Genomic DNA, 15,785 nt, shown 5'->3' on the forward strand with positions numbered 1-15,785 from the left:
TCTTCGCTTGCTTGTTGCCGCTAGTTAGTAATAGCAAGTTTATTGAGGCTGGCAACCACCAGATCAAAAGTTTCATCCTTGCTGAGTGATTGTGGCACAAACTTCGATCCGGTTACTTTTTCATAAAGTTCTATATATCTCTCAGAAATTGTTTTGATCCACTCTTGCGTCATTTCCGGAACAGTCTGTCCTTCCTTTCCCATAAAATTATTCGCGATCAGCCACTCTCTTACAAATTCCTTGCTAAGTTGTTTTTGTTTCTCTTTTGATTTCTGCCGCTCTTCAAATCCCTCAGCATAAAAATACCTTGATGAATCGGGCGTATGAATCTCATCCATCAGGTAAATTACGCCATCTATTTTGCCGAATTCATATTTTGTATCTGCAAGAATAAGTCCTTGTTTTGCAGCAATTTCTTTTCCGCGTTGAAATAAGGCCAGTGTATATGTTTTCAATATCTCCCAGTCTGCCCTGGATACAATTTTTTGATTGAGTATCTCTTCTTCAGAAATATCTTCATCATGCCCGGCTTCTGCTTTTGTTGCCGGAGTTATAATTGGCTCAGGGAAAAAATCATTTTCATGAAGACCATCAGGCAGTGTAACCCCGCAAAGTTCTCTGCGTCCGGAGTTATAGGTCCGCCACGCATGCCCGACAAGATTTCCACGAACTACCATTTCCAGTTTTATGGGATCACATTTTTTTCCGATGGAGACATTAGGCGCCGGAGTATCCACGAGCCAGTTCGGACATATATCAGATGTCGATTTAAGCATATATGCCGCAATCTGATTTAGAACCTGTCCTTTGAAAGGAATTGGGTAGGGAAGGATGACATCAAAGGCGGAAATTCGGTCGCTGGCGACCATAACCAACCAATTATCTTTGATATAATAAACATCTCTTACCTTACCGCTATAGTAATTTGTTTGATTTGGAAACTGAAACCTGCTCATACGCTAAAATAAGCCTGCGGGTTGATTTCGCAAAGTGGAACTGCCCGGGAAAATGGTTTGCTAAAGGGTGCTAAATTAATTTTTCGGTATTTGCAACAATCCCTAAATTGTCTGGGATTTGTACTCAAAACGAACTTGCTTATGAATAAAATTACCGGCCTTGCAGCTGTGTTGCTGTTATTGCTTCCAACCTTAGTTTTTTCCCAACAATCAATCATTACCGGTAAAGTACGAAACGCGGCAACAAAAGATCCTGTGAGTGCCGTATCGGTGACGGTTAAGAATTCGGACTACGGAACTTTTACTGATGAGAATGGAAATTTTCGGTTAGCCTTGCCCGCTACACAGAAATATCCGCTAACGCTTGTTTTCACTTCAGTAGGTTTTGAATTCCTGGAACTGAATGTCACCCAACCCGGAGCAATTTCTGATATATCAATGAGTCAGTCTGCAGCATTGGGCCAGGAAGTTGTAATCTCCGCAACTCGTTTACCACAGAGAATCCTCGAGTCGCCTGTATCAGTAGAAAGGGTGAGCAATACCGCACTACGAAATGCACCGGCAGCTAATTACTACGACGTTGTTTCCAACCTCAAAGGTGTGGACATGGTAGCCTCCAGTCTTACTTTTAAAACGGTTACTACACGCGGATTTGCGGGTAGCGGTAATACGCGTTTCAACCAGATCATGGATGGAATGGATAACCAGGCCCCCGGATTGAATTTTTCCGTAGGCAGCGTTATTGGTTTATCCGAACTGGATGTTGAAAGCATGGAATTGTTGCCGGGTGCATCATCTGCTTTGTACGGTCCGGGGGGTATGAACGGTACACTCCTGGTGAACAGTAAAAATCCATTCAAATACCAGGGGCTTTCTTTCCAGATAAAGGAAGGAATTATGCATACCGATGGGAAATACCGCGATCCATCAATGTATCATAACTGGAACCTGCGATGGGCTCAAAAAATTGGTAACCGCTTCGCCTTCAAAATAACCAGTGAGTTCATTCAGGCAAAAGACTGGCTGGCAGCAGATCGTAGAAATGTAAAGCGTACAGGCACCGGTGGTGAAGTCGTTCCTGGCACCAGGGGAACAGATCCCAACTATGATGGAATAAATGTTTACGGTGATGAAACTTCTGGTGACATCAGGGCCGTGTTGAATGGTGTAGCAGCAGCGTTACCTTCCCTGGGACCTTATGTTTCCACACTTACAACAAACCCGATTCTTGTTTCACGCACCGGTTACAATGAACGGGACGTGACAGATCCGAATACAGTTAATTTTAAACTCGGAGGCTCACTAAACTATAAAATCACCAATTCACTCGAAGCCGTTTTGATGGGTTATTTCGGAACAGGAAATACTGTTTACACCGGTTCAGACCGATATTCCCTGAAGGATCTGAAAATGGGGCAATATAAGTTCGAACTAAATCATACCAACTGGTTTTTCCGTGCATACACCACGCAGGAAAATTCAGGTCAGTCATACAATACAACGATTACCACCAGGATATTTAATGAAGCATGGAAACCTTCAGTGGCTGCATGGTTTCCACAATATGGACAGGCCTATCTGACCGCAAAACTTAACGGATTGTCCGACCAGGATGCGCATACTGCGGCTAGAAATGTTGCCGATGCCGGGAGACCTCAACCTGGGTCCGATCGATTCAATAAAATTTACGATTCAGTAAGGTCAAGACCGATTTCCCAGGGTGGTGGATTATTTCTTGACAGAACCGACCTGTATGCTTTGGAAGGACAGTATAATTTCTCACACCTGACAGGGAAATTTGCTGACCTGCTGGTGGGTGGTAATTACAGAAGGTTCGTATTAAACTCACAGGGAACGCTGTTTGCTGATTCAGCGGGAAAAATTCCCATCAATGAGTGGGGTATGTACGCTCAGTTAACCAAACCCTTTTTTAATGATCTTTTAAAAATCACCTTGTCGGGTCGGTATGACAAAAACTCCAACTTCAAAGGACGTTTCACTCCAAGAGCAACGGCAGTATTTAAAGTCGCCAATAACAATAATATTCGTTTCTCATATCAGCAGGCATATCGTTTCCCGTCAACACAACAGCAATGGATCAATCTTGCCGTTGGTGGTGGTATCCTGATCGGGGGTGTGCCTCAGCTGAAGGAATTTTACAATTTTACAGGTAACCCTGTTTACTCACTTACGGATCTGCAAAATTCCGGTCAGTTGAAAGTGCAGAGTTTTGGAGATTTCAAACCTGAAATGGTTACCTCTTATGAATTCGGTTATCGGGGACTGTTAGCAAACCAAAGGCTGTTGATCGACGCTTACGGGTATTGGGGACAATACCAGGATTTCATAACCAGGATAATTGTTCTTCAATCAACAACAGCAAACCCACAACCGACCGATGTACTCAATCCTGCAACGAGGAGAAACATATCAGTTCCTGTCAACTCACCTACAAAAGTCAAAACTTACGGTTTTGGTGTGAGCCTCGACTACAGATTTGACTATGGATTTTTTGTTAACTCAAATTTTTCTTCCGATCATCTTTCCAATGTTGAAGCAGGATACATTTCGTATTTCAATGCACCTAATTACAGAGCGAACGTTGTTGTAGGAAATAATGCTTTTGGCAAAAACAAAAGACTTGGATTTAATCTGGCTTACCGTTGGCAGGATGCGTTCTTTTATGAAAGTGACCTTGCCAATGGCACTGTCCCCGCATTCCACTGCCTGGATGCGCAGTTCAGTTACAGAATTCCGGATATAAAATCAGTTGTCAGAATCGGAGCCAACAATATTTTGAATCAATATTATGTCACAGCCATGGCGAATCCATCAATCGGCGGATTGTACTATGTTTCTTTTGGCTACAATATTTTTTAATCAATGTACAGGAAAACATCATTGAATATGAAAATGAAATTTCAATATAAACAGATAGCGGCAATCGCTGCGATTGTAATGATAATCGGATTTTTTTCATGTAATAAGGACGTGCCGGATCCCGTTCCTATTACACAGTCAGATCCGAAAGGAAATTCCATTGCTGATCTGTTGAATGCCCCGGAATATTCGATTTTGAAAGCTGCAGTGACCAGGGCTGGTATGTTGACTGCGTTGTCAAATAAAACCGGAACCTTCACATTATTTGCACCAAAAAATGATGCTTTCATTGCATCAGGTATTCCGAATGAAACCGTGATCGGATTATTACCTCAATCAACAGTTACCGCACTGGTGCAATACCATATCATTCCCGGGTTGAAATTAGGTACTGGTGATATTTCTGAGAATTACCCAAATGTAGAATTACCAACTGCTTTTACTTTCCCTGCTCCAAATACTATTCCATTTGTAAAATTTACCACATATCCTTCGCGGCGCGGGAGTAATGTATGGGTAAATAATATTCCGATCATAGGGAAGGATATTGAAGCTGCTAATGGTATCATGCACAATCCACCGGTGTTAATCGCACCGCCAACAAGAGTGCTGTTAGACACATTATCACGTGATCCCGAAATGAGATATCTGCTTGCTGCAGTTGCCCGGGCTGATTCGGGAAGAGCTGCAGGTACAAAGTTTGCTGATTATCTCGCCAACCCGCTGTATAGTCTTACCATTTTTGCACCCAACAACCAGGCATTCCAGAATCTGCTGGCAGCATATGGGTTGCCTCCGGATCCCGCGGCATTCAACTTTATTCCAGTGGCGACAATGCAGGGGCTCCTTGGCTATCACGTACATATTCTGAGTGGTACACCACCGCCGGCTTTTTCTGTAAAATTTTCGAGAGCTTTTTCTGTAAATTTTCCTGCAACACCAACGCCAATAAGTACATTTCTGGCTACCGTCATTAATCCGGCACCGCCTATCATTATTTCATCTGATTTAGGTGTCAAAGGTCTGGCGAATGCAACCTTTTCAAATATAGTCGCCAAAGACAGACATGCGGTAAACGGAGTTTATCACATCATCGATCAGGTACTTCGTCCACAGTAGATGCATATAACCTTATATAACAAACAGCCGGCCCCATCTGAAGCCGGCTGTTTACGTTTATCGTTCAACGTTATGCGTTCAACTCTAAACGTTGAACCTGAAATGCATTATATCTCCATCTTCCACCACATAATCTTTTCCCTGTACCGCAAGTTTTCCCGCATCACGACAGGCTGCTTCTGAACCATAATGTACAAAATCAGCATAGCGTATTACTTCTGCACGGATAAATCCTTTTTCAAAATCCGTATGGATTACGCCTGCCGCTTGTGGCGCAAGCATATTTTTCGTGATCGTCCACGCGCGGACTTCCTGAACACCCGCGGTAAAATAGGTAATGAGGTTCAACAAACGATAGGTTGATTTTATCAGGCGATTTACTCCACTTTCACTCAGACCCAAATCGTCAAGAAACATTTTACGATCCTCATAACTTTCCATCACCGCAATTTCACTTTCAATAGCAGCACTTATAAAAAGTATTTCTGCTTTTTCATTTTTAATGGCATCTGCAACAGCCGCTGTATGTTTATTTCCTGTGATCACACTTTTCTCATCGACATTACACACATAAATTACGGGCTTCATAGTAAGCAAAAACATATCATCGATGTATTTGCTTTTGTCTTCCGGAGTGAGAGATAATGAGCGCGCATTTTTTCCCTGCTCCAGGTGCGATTTCATCAGTTGCAGTATTTCAAGACTGTGAAGAATTTCGCGATCGCCACCTTTTGCTGTTTTTTCAACTTTAGCAATTTTCTTATCGACACTGTCAAGGTCTTTCAGCTGAAGCTCCGTATCAATTACTTCTTTATCCCGCACCGGTTGTACATTACCGTCGACATGAATTACGTTATCATCATCAAAACAACGTAATACGTGTATGATGGCATCAGTGCTCCTGATATTACCCAGGAACTGGTTTCCTAATCCTTCGCCCTTGCTGGCACCTTTTACAAGACCAGCGATATCAACTATCTCAACAGTAGTTGGTACAACTTTATTGGGCTTAACCAGTTTTTCCAGCGTAATCAGTCGTTCATCCGGAACAGTGATGACTCCGACGTTAGGTTCAATTGTACAGAAAGGAAAATTGGCCGCTTGCGCTTTTGCATTGCTTAATGCATTAAACAGGGTTGACTTTCCTACATTGGGCAATCCCACGATTCCGGCTTGTAATGCCATGTATATAAATTATTGGTAAACTATTTTTTGCGGCGGCAAAGATAACGCGAAAGGGCCGATGTTGATGCAAGAATAGTTTTGGTTAATCCCTAAAAAACCCGAATCTTGAACACTTATTAATATTGAAACATGGTTCTTAGCTACATATGGCTTGCTTTTTTCCTCATTGCCTTTATTATCGCTTTTTTTAAGTGGATAGTTACGGGCGATGCGTTGATTTTCAAAACAATTGTAGACGGAATCTTCAAGTCCGCGGGGGATAGCGTTGATCTTTCGTTTAAGCTGATAGGAATAATGACGCTTTTTCTTGGTTTTATGAATATCGGGGAAAGGGCAGGAGCCATACGGTTTCTTTCGCGGATCGTCGGTCCGTTTTTCGGCAAATTATTCCCTGAAGTTCCCAGAAATCACCCCGCCATGGGACATATGATGATGAACTTTTCAGCCAATCTTCTGGGGCTGGATAATGCAGCCACGCCATTTGGATTGAAGGCTATGGAAAGCTTACAGCAGTTGAATCCTGAAAAAGAAAAAGCGAGTAATGCGCAACTGATGTTTTTGGTATTGCATGCGTCTGGGCTGACTTTAATTCCTGTTAGTATCATTGCTATGCGAGCTGCCGTAAAACCACCAGCAGCAAATCCGACTGATATATTCATACCTTGTATGATCGCCACTTTTGCGGCTACTGTAGCCGCTTTGATCATCATCTCTTTCCGCCAAAAGATAAATCTGCTTCAACCGGTAATTATCGGATGGGTACTCGGGATTTCGGCACTCATTGCCTCTCTGATCTGGTACATGAAAGTTTTCCTTGATCAACCCGGGATTGAAAGGTTTTCTGCGATTCTTAGTAATGCAATCATTATACTCATCTTTTTTGCATTTCTGGTCGGAGGTCTGATTAAAAAAGTCAATGTGTTCGAGGCATTCATTGATGGAGCCAAAGGTGGATTTGAAATTGCCATCAAGATTATCCCTTACCTGGTGGCCATGTTGGTGGCCATCAGTGTGCTTCGCAGTTCAGGAGCGTTTGATTTCATCATTGATGGGCTTACCAGTTTTTTTACGATGCTGGGGGTAGATACTGAATTTGTAAAAGCATTACCAACAGCCTTAATGAAGCCACTCAGCGGAAGTGGTTCAAGAGGAATGATGATTTCCACGATGGAAACTTATGGTGCAGATTCATTCCCAGGTAGATTATCTGCCGTTTTCCAGGGATCAAGCGATACAACTTTTTATGTGATTGCTGTTTATTTTGGATCTGTATCAATAAAAAACACCAGATATGCGCTACCTTCCATGTTGCTTGCCGACCTGGTAGGAATTATAACTGCGATATTTGTCGCTTACCTTTTTTTCGGGACCTGAATTGATAATGAATAATGATTTTTAGCAATACCAGATTTTTAAGAAAAACCGGCCTGATTTTTTTCGCATTTATCACAGTTTCAGTTTTTATTTTTTCCTGCAAAAGCAGGAACGAAGATGATGAGTACAATAAAGAGAAAGAAGATCCTACACTTAGTTCCGCGTACGAAGAAAATGATACGCTGGCGATAAAGACGCTTCCACCAAATCTCAGTAGTTGGATTAACTATTATCAGCAGTTTGATTCTGCCTTTCAATTAATAAACTTCAAAGCATCGGGCGTCGTACTTCACATGGAGGAAATGAATAATTCTTCGGGGGTTACGAATGAATCTGTTTTTAAAGTAGTAACTGCGTATTCTCCCGATAGTACAAAGCTGATTGATTTCTGGTCTTATTTACGAAATATAGAGCCTGATGAAAATGGCAACCAGGTCATGCGTGGGGGAGGACCTGATCAGGAAGTGATCATTGCAGATAAAAAGCATAATTCTTCCAGGCAACTGATGTACAATGGTACGCAGCAGGTGGTGGAAACCGCAGACTGGCTGGACAATAATTCTTTTGTGCTCGGCCTTGTCAATACCAACGAGACCGGACAGATATGGATACCTGAAATTTATCTTTTCAATCTGCACGATTCAACCTTCACTAATTTCAGGTTAAATCATGAAATCAAATCAGACAGCATTTTACTTGATGCGGATTTTTCGCGTTTCTGGCTGATGCAGAAAAAAATCAGGCTGGAATAAATTACTTGGAATGATTACAGTTTTTTTACATGATTTGAGGTTTCATGCGTACCAGGGTTTATTCGATGAGGAACATCGTACCGGGAATGAGCTGGTAGTAAATATTGAACTTCGGTATCAAGAGAAGGAAAGAGTTTCCAGATTGGACCAAACCATCAATTATGGAGAAGTTTTCCAGATTATAAAAACGAGGCTGAAAACACCTGGGAAACTGTTGGAAAGCCTTGCCATGGATATTGCAGAGGATTTAAAAACTACCTTCCCGCAAATTCTGGAAATTAACATATCCATAAGTAAATTACAAGCCCCGATTCTTAATTTTCAGGGTCAGCCGGGAATCCGGTATCAAAAAAAATTCGACCTGTGAGCATGAAATTTATAGTTCTGATAGCACTCCTGGGATTTATCAACATCTCTGTTGCGCAGGGCGTTACATACCTGGTGACGGAGGGAAATGTCCTCAGAAAAAATATGAAAGATGGCGAGGCTCTCCAGAAATACATGGAAGCATTGAGACTATCGCCAAATGATTTCAGTGCCCTGGTGGCAACCAGTGAATCCTATAGTATCATTGGGGCGCGAGAAAAAGACAAAAGGAAACAATCTGAATATTTTGAAGCGGCTAAAATATATGCCGGATCAGCTTTGGCAGTTGCAAAAGACAGTGCTCAGTCGCACTATGTAATGGCACTGGCAGCGGAAAAGATGGCCTCAGTTTCAAGCGGAAAAGAGCGGGCTGCCTATATGCGCGACCTCAAAACACAGGCTGATTCGACGATTGCCATATCTCCGGACCATGTGTATGCTACACATTTACTCGGCAAATGGAATATGGATATATCTTCGAAGAATGTTGCTGAGAAAGCTGCTCTGAAGGTATTATATGGTGGTTTGCCCTCAGCATCTTTAGAAGTTGCACTTTTAAATTTTGAAAAAGTAAGGCGGCTTGATCCATGGTTTGTTGCTAACTACCTGGAACTGGCAAAAGCCTATAAAGCCGCTGGCAAAAGTGATAAATCGATAGAAGTACTCAACAGAATGATCAAATTACCTCCCCGGACTGCGGATGATGCTGCATTGAAAGCCGAAGGGAAAAAAATGCTGGAAAGCTTGTTATAATTGCACTTAGCTCTATTGAATTGCGTTTTAAATATCCCGAATTTGTTTTCTATCAATAACGTTAAATACCATGATTAAAGTAGTGAGTGGCTTCTTTGCAGGCCTCAGCATTTTGTTAAGCTCCGGTCTTGCGCAGACATCTGTGAATACAGTGGCAAATACGACAGCGGGACAGGGCTATGACCCACATAAACTTTTTGCCCCCAGCTTTTACCCTCAAACGCCAAACAGTTATCGGACAGCAACAGGAGAACCGGGTCCTTCCTATTGGCAGAATCGTGCAGATTACCAGATTTCTGCAGAACTTGATGATACAAAAAATGAAGTGTCGGGATCGGTAACGATCACTTATAAAAATAATAGTCCGCTTACGGTTCCGTATATATGGCTTCAGCTGGACCAGAATCTTTTCAATCCCTCATCGCGGGGATTTGCTAAGCTGAATCCGTTGTCGAGAAGTCGATATGGCGACCCTAAAAACCCTTTCAATGATGGCGGGTATCGCATTAAATCAGTAAAGGTTGCTGGTACTAACGGCAATGCAGACACGATAATGACGGATACACGCATGCAGATCAAATTAGCGAAGCCGATGAAACCCGGTGGCGACGTAGTTAAGCTCACTATCGAATATTCGTACATCGTTCCAAAATATGGTGCCGACCGTACTGGAATTCATTCCACACCACAGGGAGATATATATGCAATCGCTCAATGGTATCCAAGGGTGTGTGTGTTTGATGATGTTCGCGGATGGAATACCGATCCCTATCTCGGGGCCGGAGAATTTTATCTTGAATACGGAGATTTTGATGTTAATATTACAACGCCCTCGAGTCATATTGTAGTTGCTTCCGGTGAGCTACTCAATCCGGCTGAGGTATTGACAGCAGAACAAGTCACACGCTTCAACAAAGCAAAACAGAGTGATGCAACCGTGGTTATTCGTAGTGAACAGGAAGTGGGGCAGGCAGGTTCCAGACCTAATAAAGCAAAAATCACCTGGAAATTCAGAATACAGAATGCAAGAGATTTTTCGTGGGCTTCATCAAAATCATTTATATATGATGCTGCTAAAATCAATTTGCCTGATGGGAAAACAGCACTTGCGCAATCCGTTTATCCTCCCGGATCAGCGGGAAATGGTGCATGGGGAAGAAGTACAGAGTATACTAAGGCGAGCATAGAAAACTATTCAAAAAGATGGTTTGTATTTCCATATCCGGCCGCAACCAATGTAGCATGTAATATCGGCGGTATGGAATATCCTGGAATTGTTTTTTGCCATGCCAATGCAAAAGGCGCTTCCCTTTGGGGGGTGACAGATCATGAGTTTGGCCATACCTGGTACCCGATGATTGTGGGCACAAACGAACGAAGATTCGGATGGATGGATGAGGGCTTCAATACATTCATTAATACTATTGCTTCGCAGGATTTCAATAAAGGTGAGTATGCGGAGGGTAAAATAAACGGGTCCGCTTATGCCAAAAGCCTCTTTAATCCCCAGACAGAAGGGATCTTTTATACGCCTGATGGTATGAAAGAAAGAAACATCGGAATTGCTTTATATGCCAAGCCCGGCTATGCTTTAAGTATACTTCGGAATAATATAGTCGGAGCAAAGAGATTTGATTGGGCTTTCAGAAAATATACAGCTGACTGGGCGTTCAAGCATCCGACTCCATGGGATTTCTTCCGTAGTATGGAAAACTCATTAGGCGAGGATTTAGCCTGGTTCTGGAAAGGAATGTTCCTGGAGAATTATAAACTAGACCAGGCTGTAGTAAAGGTGGAAAGTTTCCAGGGCAATCCTGCTAGCGGATCTTTGGTAACTGTGCAGAATTTAGACCAGATGGCCATGCCGGTTATATTGGAGTACACAACCAAAAGCGGGCAAAAAGGACGGAAAACGCTTCCCGTGGAAGTATGGCAGAACAATAGTGAAATAAAAGTCCTTTTGCCTACAAAGGAAGAAGTTACCAGCGTGGTAATTGATCCCGATGCTATATTTCCTGACTTTGAGATATCCAATAATGAATGGAAGGCGGGAAATTAAAAGTTCTGCCAGAATTTTGCTGGGTTTTATGCGTAAAACCCTTAACTTTGCGCTCCATTTTTGAGATTATTCAGAAGTGGTATTAGCCCAAAAGGTTCCAAAAGATCTCCGTCTGTTCGGAGGCACCAGCAGGGTAAACAGGAAAACAAATAATTATGCCTAAGGTAAAAACCCATTCAAGGGCCAAAAAAACCTTCAAGATCACTGCAACCGGCAAAATTTCTTACCGGAAACCAACCCGCGGTCACTTGCTCACTAAAAAATCAAAATCACGTAAACGTGCTTTGAGAATCGAAGGTCAGGTGAATCATGCTAATCTCGATTTTGTAAAAAGAATGCTGAGATTGAAATAACCGGGTCCATTTCCATTAACAACAAAAAAATTTTTATATGCCACGTTCAGTGAATGCAGTTGCTTCAAGGGCACGCAGAAAAAGAATCTTAAAGGAAGCCAAAGGATTTTATGGCAAAAGGAAAAATGTTTACACCGTTGCTAAAAACGTTCTTGAAAAAGGTCTTCAATATCGTTATGTAGGTCGTAAACTGAAAAAACGCGAATACCGCAGTCTCTGGATCGTGCGTATCAATGCTGCTGTTCGCGAAGAAGGTTTGACTTATTCTGAATTCATCAGCAAACTAAAAGCAAAAGGAATTGATCTTGATCGCAAAGTGCTGGCAGATCTTGCCATGAACGAGCCTGCAAGTTTCAAAAGCCTCGTTGCTTCAGTTAAATAATCAGGAAAATTTGAAAAAAACCGGATACTCAGGTATCCGGTTTTTTTATGCAACTGATACAGCAAAAATTTACATTTGTACCCAGAAAAAATCCGGCAGCACCGGAAAGTAAACAAACAACCAGGCAAACAACTCTATAACGCATTCTCCGGATGAGCAATACGTATACGGACCTTGTAAAGCAAACCTTTTATTTTCCCCAGGAAGGTTTCGAAATTCATGACTCTAATTTATTTTTTAACGGTGTTGACCTCCGTGCCATTATTGAAAAATATGGAACACCATTGAAGCTTTCCTATCTGCCAAAAATCGAGTCGCAGATCAATAAGGCAAAGCAGATGTTTGTGAATGCTTTCAAAAAGCACAAATACGAAGGAAAATATCATTACTGCTACTGTACAAAAAGTTCCCATTTTTCTTTCGTGGTGGAAGAAGCATTAAAGCATGATATTCATCTTGAAACATCATATGCTTATGATATTGAGATTATCAACAGGCTATATGAAAAGAAAAAAATCAACAAGGATATTTTTATTATCTGCAACGGATTCAAGCAGAAATCATACACCAGCCGTATTGCGAAGCTGCTGAATAATGGGTTCAAAAATGTGATACCCGTACTTGATAATAAAGATGAACTCGATCTTTATAAACGGAGTGTGAAAGTTCCGTTCAAACTTGGAATCAGGGTTGCGGCAGAGGAAGAGCCGACATTTCCATTTTATACTTCAAGACTGGGATTAAGAGCAAAAGATATCCTCGAGTTTTATGTAGATCAGATTGAAGGCTATGAAAATAAGTTTCAACTGAAAATGCTGCATATTTTCCTGAACAAGGGTATCAAAGATGATATCTATTACTGGAGTGAATTAAATAAGGTTGTTAACCTGTATTGCCAGCTAAAAAAAATCTGCCCTGAACTGGACTCAATAAATATTGGCGGTGGTTTCCCGATTAAACATTCACTGGGATTCGATTATGACTACCAGTTTATGATCACCGAAATTGTGGGAAACATTAAAAAAGCCTGTAAAAAAGCGAAAGTGCCAATGCCGAATATCTTTACGGAATTCGGAAGTTTTACTGTGGGAGAGAGCATGGCACATATCTACAGTGTGATTGGTCAGAAAGTTCAGAATGATCGCGAGATATGGTACATGATTGATTCGTCATTTATCACGACACTGCCAGATACCTGGGGAATCGGTGAACGATTTCTGTTATTGCCCGTAAACAAATGGAATAATGAATACCAGCGTGTGGTGTTGGGAGGAATCACCTGCGACAGTCATGATTACTACGATTCGGAAGAGCATATCAATGAAGTTTTCCTGCCAAAGCTCAATGGCGAAACCCCGAATGAACCGCTATATCTTGGATTCTTTCATACAGGTGCATACCAGGACCAGATCAGTGGATATGGTGGCATAAAACACTGCATGATTCCATCTCCGAAACACATCATTATCGAAAAAGATAAAAGCGGTAAACTGGTGGATTGGGTATATGCAAAAGAACAGAGTGCGCAGAGTATGTTGAAGATTCTCGGTTATATCAAATAATTGCCGCATAACACAAATGCGCGGATGACTTTTTGGATTTGACTTTATTTGTCAATCAAATGATCAACATGAGAAAATTTCTTTTATTTTCCGCTATTCTGTTTATTTCCATTGCAACCAAAGCACAATCCAGTGAAGACTCGGTGAAAACTGTGGTCAATAATCTTTTTGCTGCGATGAAGGCAGCAGACCCTGAGGCACTTGTGGCAACATTTGCTGATAGTGCTATTCTGCAAACCATTGCGCAAAATAAAGTAGGGGAGAAGTACATCAGGAATGAGTCAGTGAAACAATTCGCAACTTCTATTGGAGGTCTGAAATCAGGAGCGGCAGATGAACGTATTGTTTTTGAAACGGTAAAAATTGACGCTGATCTGGCCCTTGTCTGGACGCCCTATAAATTCTACTTCAATGGAAATTTCAGTCATTGCGGAGTGAATTCATTTCACCTTGTACGTATTAAAGGTCAGTGGAAAATTCAGTATCTGATCGATACGCGAAGGAAAACTCCCTGTGAGTAATTGTTATTAATAATCTGGAACCAGAAGCAGGGGCACCAACCTGAAAACTATCAATTGTTTTAAGTACAGACTACACCGATCTGCTGCTGCTCACTGCTTTCTACTAATTACCTACTACTTCCTTACTTAATTCACCTTCAGCTTATACTTCTTATTTACTTTCGGATTATTGAAGTATTTATCTGCTTCTTCCTGGGAATAACGTGTATCGAAATCGACGATTGGTAAATCGACCAGCTGCAATTGCGCCTGCTTTAATTCGTCGCGGAGTTTTTTTGTCTTTGCAAGAAGATCAGGGTCACGGTCACCAACAAGCGCACCTTCTGAATAAACATATTCAAGACGTTTGATGGTGGCTCTCACTTGTGCGGCGGTATTCTGTTCCTGCACTTTACTTGGAGCTACGGCTTCTTTAACAGGAACCATCGTCAGACCTATGCTTGGTAAAATCTTTCCTATATCCTGAGTGCCGGGATCATCTGATGCAGTGGAAAGTACGGTGCCGGCCAATGCTGTTGTAGAACCAGTGATGTCGAACGTAGCACGGGCATTTTTGTTGGTCTTTACATTCTTGGTGATCACGTAGAAAGTCAACTTCAGATTCTTAATGTATTTCGCCATCTCATCGGCGACCACTTTGTGCTCGGCATATTTTTGCGGATAGTTAATTCCCGGCCTGATCACAAATCGTAATGTAGCCGTGTCTTTGTTCTGAAATTTATCAGACCCGATAAACTGAACCAGAAGTGTTTTAGATTTTGCAGTATCATTATCCCGGATAAAATCATATGGGATCATCCAGGAAAATTCATCATCACACCTTTTTACAAGCGTATAATTTGAAATAGGAATATTTGTGCTCAGGGTAATCTGTTCAAAAGGGAAGGTACCCGCTTCGCATTGCACTTTGAACCGGATAGAATCGCCCTCCTCATTATACTGAGTCTGGGTAATTGTCGGTTTCAATTTTGATGAATTTATTTCAGTGCTGTAAAATAACAGGTTAAAACTTGTATCAACCCGATCAGCAGGAAAGAACAAATTCTGAACTCCGATTTCCACACGATAGGGTTCATCGTATTTAAGTTTTCCACTACGGAAAAACGACTTGTCAGCCTTGAAATACAATTGCCCGGAAGTTCTGTCAATGCGAACACCCACGGGAGCATTTCTCAGGAACCAGTAATAATATTCCTTTGGCCGGTTTATCTCCATGCCATACTGAAAGATCGAATCAACATGGATGGTAAAATAGGGGTTGAGGTTGATGATCCGTAAGGTGGTGTCAACCGGTAAAGCATGCTGTATGGTATCGCTTTTGTGCGGAATCGTGTCTTTATGCTGTACTTCCTGGGATCGCACAGAACCAAGGATCATCAATAGGATAGAGAATATTAAAAGCTTTCTCAATACGTGAGGTTTTAGTTCAAGAATGCGCGGCGAAATTAAGGCAAACTCTACAACGATTTTCTTAAATAAATAATATAATTATAAACCCCTCTTGAAAAAGAGGGGCTGTTCAC

The 15,785-nt window shown here is 41.7% G+C and carries 14 protein-coding genes; 11 read left to right on the forward strand and 3 right to left on the reverse strand.

From position 1 onward, the window contains the following. Positions 1 to 20: 20 nt before the first annotated feature. Positions 21 to 956, reverse strand: coding sequence for a phosphoribosylaminoimidazolesuccinocarboxamide synthase (locus tag P2W82_RS02600; RefSeq protein WP_336514276.1), 936 nt, complete (start codon positions 954 to 956; stop codon positions 21 to 23). A gap of 141 nt (positions 957 to 1,097) precedes the next feature. Between P2W82_RS02600 and P2W82_RS02605 the strand changes: the two genes are divergently transcribed. Further along, a complete protein-coding gene (locus P2W82_RS02605) occupies positions 1,098 to 3,836 on the forward strand; it encodes a TonB-dependent receptor (protein WP_336514277.1) in 2,739 nt (912 codons plus the stop codon). A 27-nt stretch (positions 3,837 to 3,863) separates the two neighbouring features. Beyond that, positions 3,864 to 4,955: a fasciclin domain-containing protein gene (locus P2W82_RS02610; protein WP_336514278.1), complete on the forward strand. Its 1,092-nt coding sequence runs from the start codon at positions 3,864 to 3,866 to the stop codon at positions 4,953 to 4,955. A gap of 84 nt (positions 4,956 to 5,039) precedes the next feature. Here the strand turns inward: P2W82_RS02610 and ychF are convergent, their stop codons facing one another. Next, positions 5,040 to 6,140 (reverse strand): redox-regulated ATPase YchF, encoded by a 1,101-nt coding sequence (ychF, locus tag P2W82_RS02615; RefSeq protein WP_336514279.1) that lies wholly within the window; start codon positions 6,138 to 6,140, stop codon positions 5,040 to 5,042. 129 nt (positions 6,141 to 6,269) lie between these two features. On the opposite strand from ychF, the gene P2W82_RS02620 reads away from it, so the two are divergent. From P2W82_RS02620 to P2W82_RS02660, 9 genes are all read left to right on the forward strand, one after another. Next, positions 6,270 to 7,514, forward strand: coding sequence for a nucleoside recognition domain-containing protein (locus tag P2W82_RS02620; protein ID WP_336514280.1), 1,245 nt, complete (start codon positions 6,270 to 6,272; stop codon positions 7,512 to 7,514). 14 nt (positions 7,515 to 7,528) lie between these two features. Continuing rightward, entirely contained in the window at positions 7,529 to 8,266 is a 738-nt protein-coding gene (locus P2W82_RS02625) for a hypothetical protein (RefSeq protein ID WP_336514281.1), read from the forward strand. Positions 8,267 to 8,276: 10 nt separating this feature from the next. Next, positions 8,277 to 8,633, forward strand: a complete 357-nt coding sequence (gene folB, locus P2W82_RS02630) for a dihydroneopterin aldolase (RefSeq protein WP_336514282.1) — start codon at positions 8,277 to 8,279, stop codon at positions 8,631 to 8,633. A gap of 2 nt (positions 8,634 to 8,635) precedes the next feature. Further along, positions 8,636 to 9,385, forward strand: a complete 750-nt coding sequence (locus P2W82_RS02635) for a hypothetical protein (RefSeq protein ID WP_336514283.1) — start codon at positions 8,636 to 8,638, stop codon at positions 9,383 to 9,385. A gap of 70 nt (positions 9,386 to 9,455) precedes the next feature. Further along, on the forward strand, positions 9,456 to 11,444 hold the full coding sequence (locus P2W82_RS02640; RefSeq protein ID WP_336514284.1) for a M1 family metallopeptidase: 1,989 nt from the start codon (positions 9,456 to 9,458) through the stop codon (positions 11,442 to 11,444). Between the two features lie 155 nt (positions 11,445 to 11,599). Beyond that, positions 11,600 to 11,797, forward strand: coding sequence for a 50S ribosomal protein L35 (gene rpmI / locus P2W82_RS02645; protein WP_336514285.1), 198 nt, complete (start codon positions 11,600 to 11,602; stop codon positions 11,795 to 11,797). A 37-nt stretch (positions 11,798 to 11,834) separates the two neighbouring features. Next, positions 11,835 to 12,179, forward strand: coding sequence for a 50S ribosomal protein L20 (gene rplT, locus P2W82_RS02650; protein ID WP_336514286.1), 345 nt, complete (start codon positions 11,835 to 11,837; stop codon positions 12,177 to 12,179). A 152-nt stretch (positions 12,180 to 12,331) separates the two neighbouring features. Beyond that, the gene (locus P2W82_RS02655; RefSeq protein WP_336514287.1) at positions 12,332 to 13,741 is read left to right on the forward strand and encodes a type III PLP-dependent enzyme domain-containing protein; all 1,410 of its coding nucleotides are present in this window, start codon (positions 12,332 to 12,334) and stop codon (positions 13,739 to 13,741) included. Between the two features lie 68 nt (positions 13,742 to 13,809). Beyond that, the gene (locus P2W82_RS02660; RefSeq protein ID WP_336514288.1) at positions 13,810 to 14,262 is read left to right on the forward strand and encodes a nuclear transport factor 2 family protein; all 453 of its coding nucleotides are present in this window, start codon (positions 13,810 to 13,812) and stop codon (positions 14,260 to 14,262) included. A gap of 126 nt (positions 14,263 to 14,388) precedes the next feature. Here P2W82_RS02660 and P2W82_RS02665 read toward each other — a convergent pair whose 3' ends face one another. Further along, positions 14,389 to 15,672 carry a hypothetical protein gene (locus P2W82_RS02665; protein ID WP_336514289.1) on the reverse strand — a complete coding sequence of 428 codons (1,284 nt, stop codon included), beginning with the start codon at positions 15,670 to 15,672 and terminating at the stop codon, positions 14,389 to 14,391. Positions 15,673 to 15,785: the final 113 nt, after the last annotated feature.

This window comes from Pollutibacter soli, assembly GCA_029269725.1.
Lineage (GTDB): Bacteria > Bacteroidota > Bacteroidia > Chitinophagales > Chitinophagaceae > Pollutibacter > Pollutibacter soli.

Excerpts from the sequence above, each read along its gene's own strand:
- P2W82_RS02600 (WP_336514276.1), bottom strand. The coding sequence starts at position 956 with ATGAGCAGGTTTCAGTTTCCAAATCAAACAAATTACTATAGCGGTAAG.
- P2W82_RS02605 (WP_336514277.1), top strand. The coding sequence starts at position 1,098 with ATGAATAAAATTACCGGCCTTGCAGCTGTGTTGCTGTTATTGCTTCCA.
- P2W82_RS02610 (WP_336514278.1), top strand. The coding sequence starts at position 3,864 with ATGAAAATGAAATTTCAATATAAACAGATAGCGGCAATCGCTGCGATT.
- ychF (WP_336514279.1), bottom strand. The coding sequence starts at position 6,140 with ATGGCATTACAAGCCGGAATCGTGGGATTGCCCAATGTAGGAAAGTCA.
- P2W82_RS02620 (WP_336514280.1), top strand. The coding sequence starts at position 6,270 with ATGGTTCTTAGCTACATATGGCTTGCTTTTTTCCTCATTGCCTTTATT.
- P2W82_RS02625 (WP_336514281.1), top strand. The coding sequence starts at position 7,529 with ATGATTTTTAGCAATACCAGATTTTTAAGAAAAACCGGCCTGATTTTT.
- folB (WP_336514282.1), top strand. The coding sequence starts at position 8,277 with ATGATTACAGTTTTTTTACATGATTTGAGGTTTCATGCGTACCAGGGT.
- P2W82_RS02635 (WP_336514283.1), top strand. The coding sequence starts at position 8,636 with ATGAAATTTATAGTTCTGATAGCACTCCTGGGATTTATCAACATCTCT.
- P2W82_RS02640 (WP_336514284.1), top strand. The coding sequence starts at position 9,456 with ATGATTAAAGTAGTGAGTGGCTTCTTTGCAGGCCTCAGCATTTTGTTA.
- rpmI (WP_336514285.1), top strand. The coding sequence starts at position 11,600 with ATGCCTAAGGTAAAAACCCATTCAAGGGCCAAAAAAACCTTCAAGATC.
- rplT (WP_336514286.1), top strand. The coding sequence starts at position 11,835 with ATGCCACGTTCAGTGAATGCAGTTGCTTCAAGGGCACGCAGAAAAAGA.
- P2W82_RS02655 (WP_336514287.1), top strand. The coding sequence starts at position 12,332 with ATGAGCAATACGTATACGGACCTTGTAAAGCAAACCTTTTATTTTCCC.
- P2W82_RS02660 (WP_336514288.1), top strand. The coding sequence starts at position 13,810 with ATGAGAAAATTTCTTTTATTTTCCGCTATTCTGTTTATTTCCATTGCA.